This is a genomic window from Escherichia sp. MOD1-EC5189 (assembly GCF_002966045.1).
GTDB classification, from domain to species: domain Bacteria; phylum Pseudomonadota; class Gammaproteobacteria; order Enterobacterales; family Enterobacteriaceae; genus Escherichia; species Escherichia coli_F.
Genome location: NZ_PTRX01000047.1, coordinates 1 through 16,523 on the forward strand (window position 1 = coordinate 1; position 16,523 = coordinate 16,523).

21 protein-coding genes and 1 pseudogene are annotated in these 16,523 nt (G+C 55.2%); 2 read left to right on the forward strand and 20 right to left on the reverse strand.

Annotated features, from left to right (window positions below):
- From ATB02_RS24260 to ATB02_RS24335, 16 genes are all read right to left on the reverse strand, one after another.
- On the reverse strand, positions 1-1,398 hold a 1,398-nt coding region (locus ATB02_RS24260; RefSeq protein ID WP_105272346.1), incomplete at its 3' end, for a tail fiber protein.
- A gap of 2 nt (positions 1,399-1,400) precedes the next feature.
- A complete protein-coding gene (locus tag ATB02_RS24265; RefSeq protein ID WP_021293091.1) occupies positions 1,401-1,931 on the reverse strand; it encodes a phage tail protein I in 531 nt (176 codons plus the stop codon).
- Positions 1,924-2,820 (reverse strand): baseplate assembly protein, encoded by an 897-nt coding sequence (locus tag ATB02_RS24270; RefSeq protein WP_001111925.1) that lies wholly within the window; start codon positions 2,818-2,820, stop codon positions 1,924-1,926. The genes ATB02_RS24265 and ATB02_RS24270 overlap by 8 nt, the downstream gene beginning before the upstream one ends.
- 3 nt (positions 2,821-2,823) lie before the next feature.
- Positions 2,824-3,174, reverse strand: coding sequence for a GPW/gp25 family protein (locus ATB02_RS24275; RefSeq protein WP_000213447.1), 351 nt, complete (start codon positions 3,172-3,174; stop codon positions 2,824-2,826).
- The gene (locus ATB02_RS24280) at positions 3,171-3,737 is read right to left on the reverse strand and encodes a phage baseplate assembly protein V (protein ID WP_198600595.1); all 567 of its coding nucleotides are present in this window, start codon (positions 3,735-3,737) and stop codon (positions 3,171-3,173) included. Before ATB02_RS24280 ends, ATB02_RS24275 begins: the two co-directional genes overlap by 4 nt.
- A gap of 11 nt (positions 3,738-3,748) precedes the next feature.
- The gene (locus tag ATB02_RS24285) at positions 3,749-4,384 is read right to left on the reverse strand and encodes a phage virion morphogenesis protein (RefSeq protein WP_000356347.1); all 636 of its coding nucleotides are present in this window, start codon (positions 4,382-4,384) and stop codon (positions 3,749-3,751) included.
- On the reverse strand, positions 4,377-4,844 hold the full coding sequence (locus ATB02_RS24290; protein ID WP_000920602.1) for a phage tail protein: 468 nt from the start codon (positions 4,842-4,844) through the stop codon (positions 4,377-4,379). Before ATB02_RS24290 ends, ATB02_RS24285 begins: the two co-directional genes overlap by 8 nt.
- A complete protein-coding gene (gene lysC, locus ATB02_RS27140; protein ID WP_421018933.1) occupies positions 4,831-5,100 on the reverse strand; it encodes an Rz1-like lysis system protein LysC in 270 nt (89 codons plus the stop codon). Before lysC ends, ATB02_RS24290 begins: the two co-directional genes overlap by 14 nt.
- Positions 4,982-5,389, reverse strand: coding sequence for a DUF2570 domain-containing protein (locus ATB02_RS24300; protein WP_001437610.1), 408 nt, complete (start codon positions 5,387-5,389; stop codon positions 4,982-4,984). Before ATB02_RS24300 ends, lysC begins: the two co-directional genes overlap by 119 nt.
- On the reverse strand, positions 5,386-5,778 hold the full coding sequence (locus ATB02_RS24305; protein ID WP_000072324.1) for a M15 family metallopeptidase: 393 nt from the start codon (positions 5,776-5,778) through the stop codon (positions 5,386-5,388). Before ATB02_RS24305 ends, ATB02_RS24300 begins: the two co-directional genes overlap by 4 nt.
- Entirely contained in the window at positions 5,775-6,098 is a 324-nt protein-coding gene (locus ATB02_RS24310; RefSeq protein ID WP_000104350.1) for a phage holin family protein, read from the reverse strand. Before ATB02_RS24310 ends, ATB02_RS24305 begins: the two co-directional genes overlap by 4 nt.
- Positions 6,099-6,100: 2 nt before the next feature.
- Positions 6,101-6,301 (reverse strand): tail protein X, encoded by a 201-nt coding sequence (locus ATB02_RS24315; RefSeq protein ID WP_000864897.1) that lies wholly within the window; start codon positions 6,299-6,301, stop codon positions 6,101-6,103.
- On the reverse strand, positions 6,301-6,795 hold the full coding sequence (locus tag ATB02_RS24320; RefSeq protein ID WP_105272348.1) for a head completion/stabilization protein: 495 nt from the start codon (positions 6,793-6,795) through the stop codon (positions 6,301-6,303). Before ATB02_RS24320 ends, ATB02_RS24315 begins: the two co-directional genes overlap by 1 nt.
- A gap of 101 nt (positions 6,796-6,896) precedes the next feature.
- Positions 6,897-7,697, reverse strand: coding sequence for a phage terminase small subunit (gene gpM, locus ATB02_RS24325; RefSeq protein WP_021520800.1), 801 nt, complete (start codon positions 7,695-7,697; stop codon positions 6,897-6,899).
- Between the two features lie 45 nt (positions 7,698-7,742).
- On the reverse strand, positions 7,743-8,795 hold the full coding sequence (locus ATB02_RS24330) for a phage major capsid protein, P2 family (RefSeq protein ID WP_057780952.1): 1,053 nt from the start codon (positions 8,793-8,795) through the stop codon (positions 7,743-7,745).
- A gap of 23 nt (positions 8,796-8,818) precedes the next feature.
- Complete coding sequence (locus tag ATB02_RS24335) at positions 8,819-9,655, reverse strand: GPO family capsid scaffolding protein (RefSeq protein ID WP_047084246.1); 837 nt, start codon at positions 9,653-9,655, stop codon at positions 8,819-8,821.
- Between the two features lie 154 nt (positions 9,656-9,809).
- Between ATB02_RS24335 and ATB02_RS24340 the strand changes: the two genes are divergently transcribed.
- Positions 9,810-11,561, forward strand: coding sequence for a terminase large subunit domain-containing protein (locus ATB02_RS24340; protein WP_105272349.1), 1,752 nt, complete (start codon positions 9,810-9,812; stop codon positions 11,559-11,561).
- Entirely contained in the window at positions 11,561-12,607 is a 1,047-nt protein-coding gene (locus tag ATB02_RS24345) for a phage portal protein (protein WP_047084247.1), read from the forward strand. Before ATB02_RS24340 ends, ATB02_RS24345 begins: the two co-directional genes overlap by 1 nt.
- Positions 12,608-13,097: 490 nt before the next feature.
- On the opposite strand, the gene ATB02_RS24350 is transcribed toward ATB02_RS24345, so the two are convergent.
- From ATB02_RS24350 to ATB02_RS24365, 4 genes and pseudogenes are all read right to left on the reverse strand, one after another.
- The gene (locus tag ATB02_RS24350; protein WP_001289967.1) at positions 13,098-13,688 is read right to left on the reverse strand and encodes an ead/Ea22-like family protein; all 591 of its coding nucleotides are present in this window, start codon (positions 13,686-13,688) and stop codon (positions 13,098-13,100) included.
- A gap of 63 nt (positions 13,689-13,751) precedes the next feature.
- Positions 13,752-14,063: a plasmid partitioning/stability family protein gene (locus ATB02_RS24355; protein ID WP_000211289.1), complete on the reverse strand. Its 312-nt coding sequence runs from the start codon at positions 14,061-14,063 to the stop codon at positions 13,752-13,754.
- A 4-nt stretch (positions 14,064-14,067) separates the two neighbouring features.
- Positions 14,068-15,027, reverse strand: a complete 960-nt coding sequence (locus ATB02_RS24360; protein WP_000686499.1) for a plasmid segregation protein ParM — start codon at positions 15,025-15,027, stop codon at positions 14,068-14,070.
- Positions 15,028-15,103: 76 nt separating this feature from the next.
- Positions 15,104-16,462 (reverse strand): annotated as a pseudogene (locus ATB02_RS24365) (replication endonuclease); the annotation flags it as partial.
- Positions 16,463-16,523 lie beyond the last annotated feature (61 nt).

The window sequence follows — 16,523 nt, forward strand, 5'->3', positions numbered from 1 at the left end:
CGCATAATTTCCGATTGCAACGTAAATATCGTAAGTATCACCAGATGTATTGACCCAGGCAAAATTTGTAAACCCTGCCGATGTGCGCTGCCATAAAGCACCAGTAATCCCCTTCGGATTATCATTACCTGCACGCAAAACAAGTTCAGATATACCTGCCTGTTGAGGTGACCCCACGTTAAATCCCGCGCCACCAATCAACGTAATTGAAACAACAGAACTCGCCTGCGGCATGGTTACCGTTGCTAATTTGAACCAACCAGCACCACCGCTGAATGACATAGTTGTTGAGTTAAGCGTACCAATATCTTTCGGCGTCAGTGTTATATCCGCTGAAAGCGCCTTACCATTCACCTTACGGGCAGAAGGTACCCGACCATTCGCATTGTCATTAGCTGCTTTCACTGCTTTCGGTGTCGCGGCAAGCGTTTCAGATGTGCTGTTAGTCGCGCTGCTTAGCTGGACAATCCCTTTTTGTGCTGTCGTAGCGTCTTGAGCGGTATATTTCCCGTTAGCAAGGTCATATGCTGTCTTTACCGCTTTCGGTGTTGCGGCCAGAGCTTCAGACGTGCTGTTGGTGGCGCTACTGAGCTGGACAAGGCCTTTTCGCGCTGTGGTGGCATCCTGCGCAGTATATTTCCCGTTAGCAAGGTCATATGCTGCCTTTACCGCCTTTGGTGTTGCCGCCAGCGTTTCTGAATCGCTGTTGGTGGCGCTACTGAGCTGGACAAGGCCTTTCCGCGCTGTGGTGGCGTCCTGCGCAGTATATTTCCCGTTAGCAAGGTCATATGCTGCCTTTACCGCCTTTGGTGTTGCAGCCTGTGTTTCAGACACGCTGTTAGTGTCGCTACTGAGTTGAACAAAGCCTCTTGCGGTCAGTGAGGCGTCCGGGTGACGTCGTGACTGTTCATGCTCTTTCAGTTTGTCATCCACGTAATCCATGGTGGCCATCACCATGGTGTTATCCACGGTAAGTGCCACAGTGGCAGTGCTGGATACGGTCAGAATGGTGCGAAATGTTTGTGCACGTCCTGACCCTTCGGCAACGGTAGGCTTGTAACTTTCGGCAGTATTGCCCACCGCGATTAAATCGCCGTGCTCATCAAACACACCAATTTCCCTGATCCAGAATCCGCCCGTTTCAGGAGGAATAACCAGCTCCGCAATAATGCGGTTCTGATGTGTTGCGTCCAGGAAGACGCGATTAACAGTATGTCGCCACACCTCATGCACAAGACGGGTCTGCTTACTGTCTGGCGTGGGTAAAGTACCGCCGCCGTCACCCACGGCCATATGTGTCAGGCGGACAGGTTTACCATCTGGTGCGGCTGCCTGCGCTAATTTTTTTGCACCCGTATCGGTGATAACGGTTTTAAATTTTCGTGTTGTGGTACTCATGCTTAATCGCCTGGATAAATGGTAATAACTTCACCGTCATAAGTTGCCGCCGCTGCGAAAATATCCCCCGGAATTTCCTGAATGATATTCAGCCCTGTCATGTGGCGGCTGACCGGGCGGGCATCAGCAATCAACCGCTCCATTTCCAGATACATTTCCTCCGTCACGCCACTGTCCAGCGTGCCGACTTCAACGGTAAATGTTCCCGGTTCTCCGCCGAATTCCCACCACTCAGACACGCGAATGAGGTATCCCAGCGGCTCAATGGCCCGGCGCAGTGCGCTGATGGTTCCCTTGTGTCGGTGTATCAGCCATGCATCACGAATAACCTGTCGCTTTGTCTCTTCCGGCCAGTTGCGATCCCAGCGGTCAACGGAAAATGCCCAGGCGAGATAAGGCAGCAGATGCACCGGGCAGGTGTCCGGTGACCACAGCGTGTTGAGGTCTACCGGGATGTCTGTAATGCGCGCTCCGACAGCTTCGGCGCAACGCATGAAACTGCTGGCTGATGGCGGTAACAGTGAATTACTCATTACGCCCACCTTCGCTGATGGTGAATGACTCACAGCGCGCCGCCTGTATGTCGCTGATGGCCATATTCTGTGTGGGTTCGATTATCTCCACGCGTTGCACACCGTGCACATGCAGTGCGGCAGCAATGGCGGACAACGCCACGTCCTGACCGATAAGCCCCTGCTCAGCCAGCCACTTCCTGAACGACGATTCCGCCGCAGCCAGAATAGGTTCGGATTCCGGGCCGGGGTAAAAGTACAGTTTTGCATTCAGCCGCCATGTCACGATTCTGGCGCTCTGTACGGTCAGGCGGTCGGCCACCGGGCGGGTGTCCTCTGCATTCAGAACGGCGCGAACGGTATTAAGCAACGCCTCCGTTGCTGTGCCGTCGCCTTCAGTGGACAGAATGGAAACCGTCACATTTGCCGGAGACGGACTGATAGCCCGCGCATCACGCACCAGACCGCTGGCGCTGCGTGCAAAATACTCGTATGCACCTGACGGGCCAGCAACACTTAGGCCGTCGTACGCCCGCTGCGCCCGCAGTCTCAGCGAGGTGTCGCTCTCCATCACCGCGTCGGTGGTATCCGTTGCCGGAGTGATAACCAGGCGTTTTGTGTTCATATTGCCCGCGAGGTTGTCCAGGTCTGTCCCGGCGCTGTGGCTTAACATGCAGGCGCGTGCCCCCTCGTTAACCCGCTGGCGTAACAGCATTTCACGAAACGACATGGTTTGAGCGATAACGTTAAGGGGTTCCGATTCCAGCTCCAGCGCGGCGGAAACGGCTTCACGCTGTTCGGCGGGATAAGCCGCAATCATCATGGCCTTTGTGTCAGCCAGAATTGCCTCAAAGTCAGGCTCCGCGATGATGGCGGGGTCCGGTAACTGTGAAAGGTCAACGGCGGGCATGATTTACTCCCTCAGCGTGATGGTTAATTCAACATTCTGCATGGTCTGCATGACAGTGCCCGACAGCGTCACCCCGGCGCGGCCTCCCGCTTTCCAGACAACGTCGATGGCATCCAGGGCAATGCGGGGTTCCCATCGTGTCAGCGCAATCACGGCAGCACTCATGCATTGCAGACGCGTGGTGTTATTCATGGGTTCGTCAATCAAATCAGGCACAAGGCTGCCATATTCCCGTCGCATAACCCGGCTTGCCAGTGGGGTGGTCAGGATGTCCCTGACTGACTGTTTCAGGTGCTCCATATCGTTCAGGTTTCCCGTTCCGTCCGGGTTCATTCCTGTGTAGCGGGTTGTCACTGCGGGCCTCCTGTCGAATCGCTGCCACCTTTCACGCCACCGTGTTTATGCGTATGCACTGTGATGCCGTTTGAGGTGAAATCGCCGCCGCTGTGCGTGATATTGCCGCTCATCTTTCCCCCTTTTGTGACGTAAAGCGTCGCCGTTCTCAGAAGGTTTGTGCATTCCACGACGGGCGTGTCCAGTGTCACGCTGACGGATGCCTGTAAAGTGGCCGTTTTCATGCCGCTGGCGCTCAGTGCGCCTGCGTCCGCGTCGTAGCGGAACACCGCGCCGTCCGGCGCGCTGATCACGATTTCTTTCAGGCTTTTGCCGGGGGCCGGATTGGCATCACTCCACAGGCTGCCAATTATCATGGCGGTTTCCGGGTTGCCGCCAATGCAGGCAATTACCACCTGTTCGCCTGGTGATGGCGGCAGCCACACATTGAAGGCTCCCGCGCGCGTGGTGTTCCAGCGCAACCAGCCTGTCTCCAGTTCGCCGCTGCGAACGCGCACGCGCCAGGACTTCTCATCAACTTCAGAGATGATCCCGGTGCGGATGATATTGCTCAGCAGTCGCATGAGTTCTGCGCTCACCGTACAGCCTCCGCAATCCGGCCCAGCACCGTGTTATAAATCAGGCGTTCATCTGCCTGACTGATGCCCAACAGCTCACGTACCGGGTAATCGGTGAAAATGCCCGGCGCAACCTGATCGCGCTCACCGAACTGATGAACGCGTGCAATACGTGCAGCCACGCCGCTGTAACCCACCGTCACACCGGAAGTATCCGCACGGGCTTTCAGGTAGCGGGCGGTGCGCAGTTTTACGAACATGGGGACGCGCTTTGTGCTGTCCTGGTTGATGCGCCGGGTGCGTATTTCCAGAAAGCGGTCGATGTCATCCCGGTAAAACGTGCGGATGTTGTTTTTATCCTCATCCCACCCGGTGATGGTTCGCCCGTATTTCCCCGTGTCGTGATGCCAGTTTTTCAGCGTGCGTGCTTCGTTATTCCAGATAAAGCGAATGCGTTCCTGTATCCGGGTTACGCGGCGTCTGCGTGGTGTCCATGCGGTCCCGTCCGGCGCTTTCTGTGACCGGATACGTGCCTGCTGGGCGCGACGTAAATCCTGTGCCAGCTTTCTGGCGATGTTATTGATGGCCTGCTGATTCAGGCTGTCGCGGATGGCCTCAAAGGTTTCATCCACGCGGGTGAATGCCTTATCCATCGCTTTCACCCCACGTCACATCCTGGAATACATGCGACCAGTCGCCTTCGGAAGATGGCAGGCGGGGTTTTGGCTCCGGCAGGTGTTCTGCCTGCGGTGTGCCCTGACTGCTGCGCGTGATGCGAACGCGTTCCCGCAAGGGGAGCGTAAACAGGAGATCGGCGCTGTCATCGTCATTGATAACGGCGGAGAATTTGATGTCCTGATTACGCTCAGGGTTGAGCAACAACTGTGGCTGATTTTGGGATAACCACGCCAGCAGCGGCAGCGTGAGGTCATCCAGCTCCCCGGCGTAATCCATGACAAACATCACCATCTGATAGCGGTAAACAAACGATGGGGTTTCTCCGGTCGTTTCAATGTTGCCGCTCTCCACGAAAATGGTGAATTTTTCCGGGTTGGCCTGACACCATCGGCATGAACGGGTCATGGCTTCACGCAGGGAATCAGTTTTCAGCATGGTTGTTATCCTCGTTGTTCAGTCGTTGCAGCCTGCGCTGTTCCAGTAATTCAATGGCCCGTTTATCCGCGTTACAGGTTTCCAGTGCATCCAGAAGGCGGTCGCCCCATATACCGAGATTTCCCCATGTGGGAGTATCAGGGAAGGGGGGAGGCGTTACCGGTATGGTCAGCGTCTGCGGTATAAGCCGGACTGACGGCGCTGGCCGTAGCGCGTTCTGCGTGCCTGCGCAGCCTGTCAGTAAAACGAGCGTCAGGCAAAGCGTGGGCGCATTCATCTTTTGCAATATCGTTGCGTAGCTGTTCACGTCTTACCTCTCCGTCCTGATTGCGTTGCTGATTTTCCACGCGGAGTTGCGCCAGCACCTGCTGCATATCCTGTACCCCGGCGCTGATGATATTCAGGGTGTCGGCGGTACTTTTCAGGGTGCTGGCCTGCGCTTCGTTTCTGGCGTTCTCCCGGCCCAGCGACCACGACAGACGCATGGATGTTCCCCATCCGGCAGTCAGAAGGAAAGCGACGCCAAGCGTGGGCCAGAGCTTCATGCCGGATAGGCTCCGTGTGGTAACTGAAAATGCGGTCCGTCTTTCAGGGTCTTCCAGTCGCCGCCCCATTCCACCGGAATATTCAGTTCCTGGCTGGCCTGTCTGAATGCTGCTGCGATTTTTTCGTACAGCGGCCATTCCCATGACACCTGGCTGCCGATATAAGCCACAACATCCACGGCATGCCCCGTAAGGTGGCGGCTGTTCATGGTCTGGCTCTTACCCGTGGCCACCAGTTGCTTCTGGCGGTAACGGCTGCGCAACCCTTCGGTGATACCAAAATCCACTTCCGAGATTTCCAGTGCCCGTCGGGTCACTTTCACCAGATCAGGATTTACGCCCTGCAAATTCTTTTCGCTCCGGCTGCTGAATTTAAATGTGTTGCTCATTCGTCCTTCTCCTTCACCCTGCGATTAAAGGCCGCAATAACCTTGTCGCGTGCTTTCTCTGCGCCCATAAAACCGATTGATGCGCCGATAAACGTCACGGCATCTTCAGGAAACCCGAAGAAGCGCAACGACCCGGCCACGGCCATGGCAAGAACGCCGCACGCCAGCGATCCCGTTACGGTCTGAACCAGTGTTCGTCCGTCATAAAGACTCATCAGCGCGGAAATGCTGACTGCCGCGCCTACTGCATACACCGTTGGCAGGTGGTCAAAGAGCCACGCAATAACCTGCTCTGTGATCCCTGTTTGAATGGTGCTCACTGCTACTCCCCCCACAACTGAATCATTTCTCGTTTCTTCTTCTCCGGCTCCGGCATCTCCACGTCCTGCCCGGCGTCCAGAAATACCTGCTGACAGAGTCCGGGGTTGGCATCCAGCACCTTTTCGGTGACGCCCTGCGTCGTGCCGTAGTACCGGAAACAGAGCGAATCCACGGTGTCGCCTTCCAGTGCCTTCACTTTCATCAGCACAGCTCCGCAAAAATTCGCGGGCGGCGCAGAATGTCAGAGATGGCCCAGCTCACATCGCGCCACAAATCCGATGTCTGTATATCCAGTGCGTCCGCCCGGCGGTCGCCCTTATCCGTTGTGTCCGCATCGCGGTAACGCTCCAGAATCAGGGCGCGTGTGGCGGTATAAACGGCATTGCGCCAGTGCCAGAGATTGACGCTTTCTCCGTTAATTACGGGTGCCGGAACATCGGCCAGCGTCTGATGGCCAGCCGCCTGCTGTTCCTTCTGCCACGCTTCCAGCTCGCGGGTAACGTGTGCCACGGCCCCGGTGGCGGTATGCAGCAGGCGGGAGGTGGTCACACGGCCCGGCAGTCGTACCGCCAGACGCAGTTCACGCAGCACAATATCCGGCCAGAATGCACCCGCTGAAATACGGGTATCACCATCATCGGTATCGGTGATGTCGTCCTCTGCGGGTCCGGGGTTGGTTCTGGCAACCATACTCATGGGGTTCACTCCTGAAAAAATCGGGCGGTGGGTGCGCGGTGTAAACGGTCACGGAGTCAAACCGGAACACCGCGCACGCCGCCCGCTGACGGGGTCAGTCGTTAACCGCGCTTCGCCTTCTGCGTCGCGGTGGTTTTTCGTGTTGCAGGCTTCCGCGTTGTCTTTTTACTTTTGCTGCTTTCGTCCTGCGCCTGCGGTGTGCTGGCGTCTTCTGGTGCGGCTGCGGAATCGGCTTTTTTCAGGGCGCGGGAAAGGGTTGCAATCTCGCGTTTCACACCTGCGTTCGGGTTCAGGTGCATTGCTTCGCGCAGCAGCTTCAGTGACAGGGCCATGCTGTCCGCATCACTCAGGCCACGGCGGACAAAGGCGCACGCTTTGCATAATTTGGCGCGCACTTCGTCCGGCATATCCTGGTTGGCGACAATTTCCCAAAGTGTGTCCAGTGGTTCGATAAAGGCGGACAAATCCGCGTCGGCATCCGTCCCGGCCTGCGTCAGTACCGGATTACAGATTTCTTCGGTCAGTACCGTGGCAGCAGTACGGCCAAAGTTATCCGGCATGATGAGGTTGTGACGGACCACATACGCGCCGATACGCAGCGCAAGCGGAAGATCGCCACAGTCAATCGCCCACACCATCAGCGTGGCAATCACTTCATCCTGCTGCCCGCCGTCAGCCTCCAGCGTTCCCTCAATCCAGCCGGAAAAATCCGGCAACAACTCTTTTTTGATGGCGGCTTTCGCGCTTCTGGCCTGTACGCCCTTAAGCCGGGCCTGTGCCAGACGCAGACGATACAGCACCTCTTCATGCGCGGTACGCGCGGCGTGGTCCACGCCTTCATTCGCCCGGCCTGCGCGCTGTGCCATCACGTTCTGCCAGTGTTGCTGTGCAGGAGTAATCATTTGTTCTCTCCGTTACTGGCGGGCATGATGCCCGCCGTGAGTTGATTAGCTGTCGGCGAACTTCAGGCCAGTGACCATCGCGCACTTGCCATAGTCTTCAACGACATAAGCGTCATTGATGGACTGGTAGGTGGCGATGCGGTTGTATTCCGGCTCGTCTTTCATCAGGCGACGCATTGAACCTTTCTGCCAGTAAATCGACAGGTTGTTGAACGAGGTGATCAGCATCGTTGCATCCGGGAAGAACGGCGCAAGGAACACGCCCAGCCCGCCAATGGTGCGCGATGACAGGATGAGCTGCCCGGCAAGTAATTCCGCATTGGGATTCTGGCCGCTGATGCTGTTCAGCACGGGCAGACGCAGCGAGTTAAACAGATTGCGCCCCATAATCACCACGAGGTCGTCAGCTTCCTTGTGCCATTCATCCAGCAGGGATGAACGCGCGTCCTGTACCAGTGCATCAGCGTTCGCATACTTACCCGCGTGCGCCACGGTGTTGTCCATGTTGCGGGAGGTCAGCGTCACGTCATTCATAACGCGTTCGCTGGCGTCGGTTCTGATGTGCTCCAGCCATCCCACGTTAACGTCCTGAAGCAGCTTGTTGGTGCTGAAGTTGGACTCATCCGCGTGAGACGTGCCGTTGAAACCGATCATGATGCGGTCAAGCGCCACCTGTCGGGCAATCTGTGCGCTGATGCGGGACTGAAAATCAGGGTGTGCCGACCAGGCATCAAGCTGCGGATACGAAATAAACGTGTCGTAGTTCACCTGTTCGCACTGGTATTTGCGGTTTTTCAGATCAACCACGTTATTCGGGTTACGGCGTTTTGTGCCGTCATAACTGGTATTCGTGCGTGCAATTGGCCCGGTGGTGTCCGGGAGGATTTTTTCGCCTTTCTGGTCGGTCACGCCGATCACGTTAATTCTTTTTGTAAATTCGGTGCTTTCCTTTGAGGCGTTTTCAAAACGCTGCTGTACCGAGGGTTCCACGGTAAATCGCGATACCAGTGCGGAAACCGGGATATTGTTAAGCGACGCCTGCTGCGCCATATAGCAACCCAGCTTGTTGCGGGTAATATCTGACATCACCAGATTCATAAAAAATTTGCTCCTTTGTCTTATCAGAAGTCAGCCAGCTGGTCGGAGGCTGCGCCCGTTGCGGTGAACCGGTTCTGCGGATCGCCGTCCTGCGTGCTCAGTTTTTCCTTCAGTGCTGCCAGCTCTGTGGTCAGTGAAGTGATTTTCTGGCTGTCCTGCTGATGGCGGGTTTCCAGTGCATTAAAACGGTCGATAATGTCGGCCTGTGACGTTGCGACGCCTTCCACCGCTTCCTGAATGCGGGAGAAACTGGCGTCATCCGCTTTGCGGCCACGGCCAATAATCCCCATTACGCGGTTAAACCACTGGGTGCCTTCTTCCTGGCGTTGTTCTGCCATTTCGATGATTTCAGACTCGATGGCTTCGGAGATAAGCGGCGCTTCACCCTGGATACTGTTGAACGTCATCACCGCCTGACGTTGCTGTGCCGTGAATTTCAGGCGCTCAGTGCCCAGGCTTGCCGGGGTGTCGGTCATCGCCAGCCCGACCAGATAGGCGCGCCCGTTAACGGAGAACTGCGGGTGCAGTTCGATACTGGAATAGATTTTCTTGCCGTCCGCGACAAGCTGCTTCATGCGCTCGGTCGGTTCGATTTCTGCATACAGCGCAGTACGTCCGGCCAGCGGACCTTCCGTAATGTCTTCCGTACTCAGTGCGGTGACATCGCCCATTGCGGAAAATTCGCTTGACGGGCATGGCGAGAGATAGTGCTCAACGTTCACGCGGGCAGCGTAAACATCCGGGTTGAAGTTCTCGGCGGCTTCACGCAGATGCACCGGACTGATTTCACGGCCATCAACAGTTGATCCGGAGACAGCCACGCGAAACTTTTTGCGGGATGTCTTTTTTTCATTAGCCATAGTTTTTGCCCCTCTGACTGGTTCTTCAGTCATGATGGCAAAGCGTAACAGGCTGATACAAAGGGCTTTTGTTGTAAGAAAACGGCCAGAACAGGGGGTTAAGGAGAACAGTTTCGCGCGCGGGTAATCTTCCTGTAATTACTCAGGGGGAGCAATGATTCAGGACGCTTTTGTGCGCCAGCGTGCGCGGCAACTTTACTGGCAGGGTTATCCGCCCGCAGAAATATCACGTCTGATGGGAATAAACCCGAACACGATTTATGCGTGGAAAAAACGTGACCAGTGGGATGAAACGCCACCCGTGCAGCGTGTCACGCAGTCCATCGATGCGCGCCTCATCCAGCTTACTGAAAAACAGAATAAAACAGGTGGTGACTTTAAGGAAATAGACCTGCTGACCCGGCAGCTTAAAAAACTGCATGATGGCCAGCCGGATGCGACGGTCACAGGAAAGAAAGGCCGGGCGAAAAAACTCAAAAATCATTTCACGCCGGAACAGATTGCCGCACTGCGGGAAAAAATCATCAGCAGGCTGGAGTGGCATCAGCGGGGCTGGTTTGACTCCCTGACCCTTTGCAGGGAAGCCGGGATACGTAACAGGATGATCCTGAAATCCCGACAGATTGGGGCGACCTGGTATTTTGCACAGGAAGCGCTGCTGATGGCGCTGCGTGACGATGTGGCGCAACCTTACCAGCGTAACCAGATTTTTTTGTCTGCGTCGCGTCGTCAGGCGTTCCAGTTTAAAAGCATTATTCAGAAGGCCGCGGCTGAAGTTGATGTGGAGCTGAAAGGGGGCGATAAAATCATCCTCTCCAACGGCGCAGAGCTGCATTTTCTCGGCACTTCTGCTGCGTCGGCACAGTCCTATACGGGCAATTTTTATTTTGATGAATTTTTCTGGGTCAGTCGCTTTGCTGAACTGCGCAAGGTGGCTGGCGCTATGGCAACCCTCAGCGGACTGCGGCGCACCTACTTCTCCACGCCATCCACCGAAACGCACGAGGCATACGCCTACTGGAACGGCGACCGCTGGAACGAGAAAAAGGCCTCGCATAAACGCCAGCGTTTTTCTGTGGACTGGAAAACGCTGCATAACGGGCTTATCTGCCCTGACCGGACGTGGCGGCAAATTGTCACGCTGGAAGATGTGGTTAATCACGGCTGGAAACACACCGATATCGACGAAATTCGTGATGAAAACACCGAAGACGAGTTCCTCAATCTCTATATGTGTGAGTTTGTCCGCGAAGGGGAATCGGCATTTAACCTGAATATCCTGATTGGCTGCGGCGTTGACGGATACGACGACTGGAAAGACTGGAAACCTTTTGCTCCCCGCCCGATGGGGAATCGTCCGGTATGGATTGGGTATGACGCAAACGGCAGCAGTGGCAACGGCGACAGCGGCGCTGTGTCCGTGGTGGTTCCTCCGTCTGTTCCTGGTGGCCGTTTTCGAACGGTGGAGACGCGACGCGTTCAGGGGCTGGAGTTTGAAGAACAGGCCAGAGTCATTGAAGAGTTCACGTGTCGCTACAACGTGGAACACATCGGCATTGATGTGACGGGCGGGAACGGGGAGGCTGTTTATCAGATAGTGAAACGGTTTTTCCCTGCCGCTATTCCGTACACCTTCACGCTGTCATCAAAACGGTCGCTGGTACTGAAAATGCTGCAAATAATGCGTGCCGGGCGGTGGGAATACGATCGCGCCGAACGCGAGCTGGTCGCGGCCTTTAACGCCGTGCGTAAGGTGAAAACACCGGGCGGCTTTATCACTTACGAAACGGACCGAGCGAGGGGGATCAGCCACGGCGACCTTGCGTGGGCAACCATGCTTGCTGTCATTAACGAACCGATTGGCGGCGAAGGAGAAAACGAGCGTTTCACGGTTATGGAGTTCTGATGAGCAGAAAAAATAAAAAAGTGCGCATGAGTTCACGCATTGATCTCGCTGATGCGCTCAGGAAAGAATCATCGCTCAGTGCATTCACATTTGATGGTCCTTATCGCCTGACCGGGCATGACCTGCTGGACAATATGTACTGTGCTGATAACGGGCGGTGGTATGAAACCCCGGTGGACTGGTACGGTCTGGCAAGAGCTGCCCGGCAAACGTCCTGGCATCAGTCTGCGCTTTACTTTAAGCGCAATGTATTGCTCGGTTGCTACATCCCGCACCCGCTGCTTTCCCGGCAGGATTTCTCGGCGCTGGCGCTGGACTGGTTTGTGTTCGGTAACGCATTCCTTGAGCTTCGAAGCAATATGCTCGGCGAACCGCTTAAATTACGGCACGCCCTGGCGAAATACATGCGACGCGGAAGCGATCTTGAATCATGGTGGTATGTGCAGGATGGCAAGGACGCGTTCCAGTTTCGCCCTGGCAAAGTGTGCCACCTGATGAATCCGGATATTAACCAGGAAATCTACGGCATGCCGGAATATCTTGGCGCATTACTCTCGGCCAGCCTGTCTCATTCGGCGGACATGTTCAGAAAACTGTATTACGACAACGGATCCCACGCCGGGTGCATCATCTACATCGGTGCAGCGCAGGTAAACCGCGAAAGCATGGACTCCCTGAAAGAAACGCTACAGGGGGCACGTGGTGGTGGTGCGTTTAAAAACGTGCTCATTCATGCGCCCAACGGGGGCAAAGAGGGGGTGCAAATTTTGCCGTTCCAGCAGATCACCGCAAAGGATGAGTTCATGAATGTTAAGGCGGCATCCCGTGATGATGTGCTGGCTGCGCACCGCGTTCCGCCGCAACTGATGGGGGCAATGCCGGGCGAAAAAAGTGCGTTTGGTGATGTGGAGAAGGCCGCGCGGGTTTACGCAATTAACGAGCTGATGCCCGTCATGGAGGCCATGAAGCACATCAATGACTGGCTTGGCGAAGAGGTGATCCGCTTTAACTCTTACGCACTGTTAGACACCCAGCCCACATCCTGACGCGCTTCGCTTGTCTGCTGCTTCGCCGGGGCATAAAAAATTTATGCCCCGACTCTCCAGCTCCTGTATCAATCAGATAATTTCACGACGCTTTCCTGCTGATTGCCATCATCGACAGTCAGACTCTTACGCAATCCCACCGCGTTGACTGCATGTTCTCGCCGTCTCAGTGCGATTTTGACGGCCTTACCTTTCACCCCATCAAATCAAAAGCTCTCACGTCTTTTTCATGCTCAGCGTGAGAAATATGGCCATTCTGTTGTATCTCTGCGACATCGTTCAGGGAATGCTATTTACCCCCTGAAACGCGGGCTGTTCCCCCGTCACCTGCGCGCAGAAAAAGCGCGTTTTTTTGTGCACGCACGGATCCTTGACGGATCCAGCCGCCATGCGGGCCGGAAGGGTAAAAAGTCGTTCAAAAAAATTGTGCAAATTTGTGCACTATTGTGCAGAAGGGCGATGCGCGATTATCGCCCTGGTTTGAGGGGGATCAGGTGTTATTTTTATCTGTCGTCAGTGAGCTAAACCATCCACGATTTACATCGCAGGACTGATGCGTTCTGTCCTCGTGTTTCTCCTGCCACAATGCTTTTCCGCCAGCCTTTATGATGGCTCTTTCAACATCCCGCTCGTATCGCAAGGGCTGAAATACGTCATTAATGAAATATTCGCTTATGTCCGGAAGCGATACTGCAAAATTATTTGTTTGTTGCGCCGTCCTGCTATGCAGCAAAGCGGCATGCTTTAATGCGTCCTGTGCTTTCTGGAATTTAAGTGCATAGTCAGTGGCGATTTTTTCCAGTTCAGCGATTCGGTTGTCTTTGGTTTCCAGCCAATCAAGTAGCGCCAATACTTCAGGATCCCCGACATCCAACACTGTTACGCGTGATTTTTCATAATGTTCGTCAGCAAGAGTTCGGCCAATTTTGAAATCTCCATCATCACCATAACCGGAGCAGGCATAAACAACCTGTGCTCCAGATATTCGCTGAATTGACATTTCCTCGCCGCAAATAGGGCATTTCGGTACTGGCACAGGTGAATAACGTTCACGTAATGCCTGATAGTTGATTTCGCTCATTAAGTCGTTCTCCTTGTTTATGTTCTGAGGTGGAGAGCAGGGCGAACTCGCCCTGATGTTGTGTTATTCAGGAAATAACGCCCGGATATTTCCGGCCATCTGACTGGTTATCTGTGCGGTTGATACTGGCTGTGATGCGGGGCGTTCTGTCCTGGTTTGTGTCACTGATAATGCTTCATCACCAGCCCATGCAGCCAGTCGATAAGCCTCTGCCGGATTCATTTTCAGAAGTGCCAGCCCGGCCAGAAAAGCCACGCGTTGGCCGCTTTTGCGGGCTTCTGGTGTAAGGCTGTCCAGCCAGGCGCATGCTTCTCCTTCGTTCTTGACGGCGGTGGGCTTCAGATAGAAACTTATCCGTCTGGTTGGAGTCGTCATTGGTTTACTCCTTGTCCATTGCGTACAGCCCATTAACCAGAGCAAACTGTGGCACCCCGTCCGCGATGAAAGTCGCATTAACTCCGCAGGCTTCGCGGATAGCGGGTGCCACAATCTCCGCCCCTCCACCGACAACCATCACCCGCCCGTAACCCGAAAAACCCGCCAGCGCGCGGATCACGCGTTGTTTCAGTGTTTCTTCCTTTTCACGAATTACCGCCATCAGGCTGGCGTAATGCGCGTCATTGTGGATGTGCTGGCGCAGCCAGGCTTCATCATGGCGATGTTCGATAATGGTATTGGCGATGTGGTGACTGGTGCGCATACCGTTAGTGGCCATCACCGACAGTACGGCATCGGCCATCAGAGAAACGCCCACGTGTGGATCGCAAAACACCTGGCTGATACCTGCCAGTTGCCCCTGAACCTTTGCCACATCCAGCGTGGTTCCGCCCAAATCCACAATCAGCAGGGATTCAAACGGACTCATGTCAGCCAGTGCCTTAAAGCCAGCCGGAATGGATTCAGGCATAACCCGTACGTTACGGATAGTGAATGCTTCGCCGTTCTGGTACTCCACCGGGCGCATGACGTTCGCTTTTTTGCGGTTGATGTTGGCCATGTCCGGCTGTGCGTTTGTATCGAAATACTCGCTCAGTGGCAGGGTGACAACCACATCCACTTCCTGTGGTGTGATGCCTGATTTGACCAGCGCGTGATGAATGGCAATTATATTCACATCGCTGTACTGGTATTGCGTGTCGGTCGTCTGGACAAAGCGATCGCTGACCGGATCAAAACCATAGCGCACGCCATCAAGCATGTAGTTCGCGGGCTGCGTGCCACCGAACGGCGCAGACCATTCCGACTTGAAGCTGTTCGGGCTGATGGCGTTGCGGCGTTCGCCGTTCTCAGTCCATGCCAGCTTGATGTTGGTGGAGCCGTCGTCGATACAAATTTTCATGTCGCTTTTCCTTATGTTGATTAATTAATCGGTTACAGGATTTTTAAATCCCGCTTTTGCCTGTTTTGTGCGCGCTTCATATATCGCGGCACGTTTTTTGCTCATTTACGGGATTTGTGAGTCCCGTTTCTGTCTGTTTTTTGTTTCCACTGGTCAGGCTACCCCGCAGCAGGTCTGCTTTGCGGTGGGCGCGTTCAGTGGTTTCACTGATTCTCTGTGCGTGCTCTGCGTCACGGATGGCGCGCAGCATGTCAGAAAGCACGGTAACGGGGGTTTTCATGGTGTTCTGGTCCTGCTGAAGTGTGGATGCCAGGTGTGCGGCGGCTTCGGGGTCTGATGCCCCCAGCTGTTCCAGATAGCTGGCGACCGGGTTATGGCGGATCTCCGTGCTGCTTACGCCGTGATTACGGCTCAGGCGCTGCCAGAGTTGCGTGATTCGGCTGTCCGGGCGGGTATCTGGTTTGCGTACAATTTCAAATCCCTGCGGTGCAATGATGCTGCCGTCAACGTACAGACTGCCGCCCCGTAACAGGTGCTGCATCTGCTGTTCACCGATATGCAGGCCGAGAGATTCAGCAGACTCCCGCCATTCTTTAGCGAGTAACTCGTGGTTATCAGGCAAAGGCCGTGGCTGTTTGCGGCTCTGTGTCCAGTTCTGCATTTCATCACTGCTGTTTTTTGCCTGTTTGTCACGCAGCGAACGCATCAGCGCCCGGCGTTCGTGCCGTTTCAGTGAGCGCATCCATTCATTCACGTCAACGCCGTCAGGAAGCTGCGGCCACGGTGCTGGCCGTTCTTCCGGCTGTTCTGTCCCGTTGTTGTCCGTTTCCTGTACACGGGGACAGTTATTGCCACGAGTCCAAGGGGCGGCAGGGCCGCCCTGAAGGTCAAAACCATTTTCGTGGGAGCTGTCTTCCGCTTCCGGTTTGCGTCTTACCAGCTTCCAGTTATCCGGATGCGTGCATACGCGGGAAGACTCCCCGATGAGCGGCGACCAGATCCCGTAAATCTGTACGCTCTGTTCGCCGTAATCGTTCAGCTCATCTGCGAGGTCGTAGGCGGTGCGAATCAGGTAGTCTTGGCGTGGAACAAGTACGCCGCCCTGTTTCTCTATGTAGGTGGCAAAACATCCGGCATCAGCGGCAGCGAGTACCGCATCCATTGCGTCATCCTTCAGCCGTTGCGGGCCTTCCGGGTTGCGTGCCATCTGGCTGGCAAGGCGGCGGAGTTCACGCCACACCTGACGGGAGGGGATACCAAAGAACTGGAACTGGCGGACACGGTGAAGGCGCGCCCAGCCGATGGCGCGTTCCACGCTCTCGGCCATTGATTTTCCGGTTTCGTGGTCAACGCGTGGCTTGCCCGTTTTCGGGTCGATGCCATCTACGGCGCGGCTGTCCAGGTTCTTTCCGATGTAGGTGTCAACGACGGATGAAAAGTGATCCACTTATATCTCCACCAACGGCCCAATATTGATCCACCGTTTTACTCAGGAT

Coding starts and splice junctions, on each gene's coding strand:
- ATB02_RS24265 (WP_021293091.1), bottom strand. CDS start 1,931: ATGAGTAATTCACTGTTACCGCCATCAGCCAGCAGTTTCATGCGTTGC.
- ATB02_RS24270 (WP_001111925.1), bottom strand. CDS start 2,820: ATGCCCGCCGTTGACCTTTCACAGTTACCGGACCCCGCCATCATCGCG.
- ATB02_RS24280 (WP_198600595.1), bottom strand. CDS start 3,737: ATGCGACTGCTGAGCAATATCATCCGCACCGGGATCATCTCTGAAGTT.
- ATB02_RS24285 (WP_000356347.1), bottom strand. CDS start 4,384: ATGGATAAGGCATTCACCCGCGTGGATGAAACCTTTGAGGCCATCCGC.
- ATB02_RS24290 (WP_000920602.1), bottom strand. CDS start 4,844: ATGCTGAAAACTGATTCCCTGCGTGAAGCCATGACCCGTTCATGCCGA.
- ATB02_RS24300 (WP_001437610.1), bottom strand. CDS start 5,389: ATGAAGCTCTGGCCCACGCTTGGCGTCGCTTTCCTTCTGACTGCCGGA.
- ATB02_RS24305 (WP_000072324.1), bottom strand. CDS start 5,778: ATGAGCAACACATTTAAATTCAGCAGCCGGAGCGAAAAGAATTTGCAG.
- ATB02_RS24315 (WP_000864897.1), bottom strand. CDS start 6,301: ATGAAAGTGAAGGCACTGGAAGGCGACACCGTGGATTCGCTCTGTTTC.
- ATB02_RS24320 (WP_105272348.1), bottom strand. CDS start 6,795: ATGAGTATGGTTGCCAGAACCAACCCCGGACCCGCAGAGGACGACATC.
- gpM (WP_021520800.1), bottom strand. CDS start 7,697: ATGATTACTCCTGCACAGCAACACTGGCAGAACGTGATGGCACAGCGC.
- ATB02_RS24330 (WP_057780952.1), bottom strand. CDS start 8,795: ATGAATCTGGTGATGTCAGATATTACCCGCAACAAGCTGGGTTGCTAT.
- ATB02_RS24335 (WP_047084246.1), bottom strand. CDS start 9,655: ATGGCTAATGAAAAAAAGACATCCCGCAAAAAGTTTCGCGTGGCTGTC.
- ATB02_RS24340 (WP_105272349.1), top strand. CDS start 9,810: ATGATTCAGGACGCTTTTGTGCGCCAGCGTGCGCGGCAACTTTACTGG.
- ATB02_RS24345 (WP_047084247.1), top strand. CDS start 11,561: ATGAGCAGAAAAAATAAAAAAGTGCGCATGAGTTCACGCATTGATCTC.
- ATB02_RS24350 (WP_001289967.1), bottom strand. CDS start 13,688: ATGAGCGAAATCAACTATCAGGCATTACGTGAACGTTATTCACCTGTG.
- ATB02_RS24355 (WP_000211289.1), bottom strand. CDS start 14,063: ATGACGACTCCAACCAGACGGATAAGTTTCTATCTGAAGCCCACCGCC.
- ATB02_RS24360 (WP_000686499.1), bottom strand. CDS start 15,027: ATGAAAATTTGTATCGACGACGGCTCCACCAACATCAAGCTGGCATGG.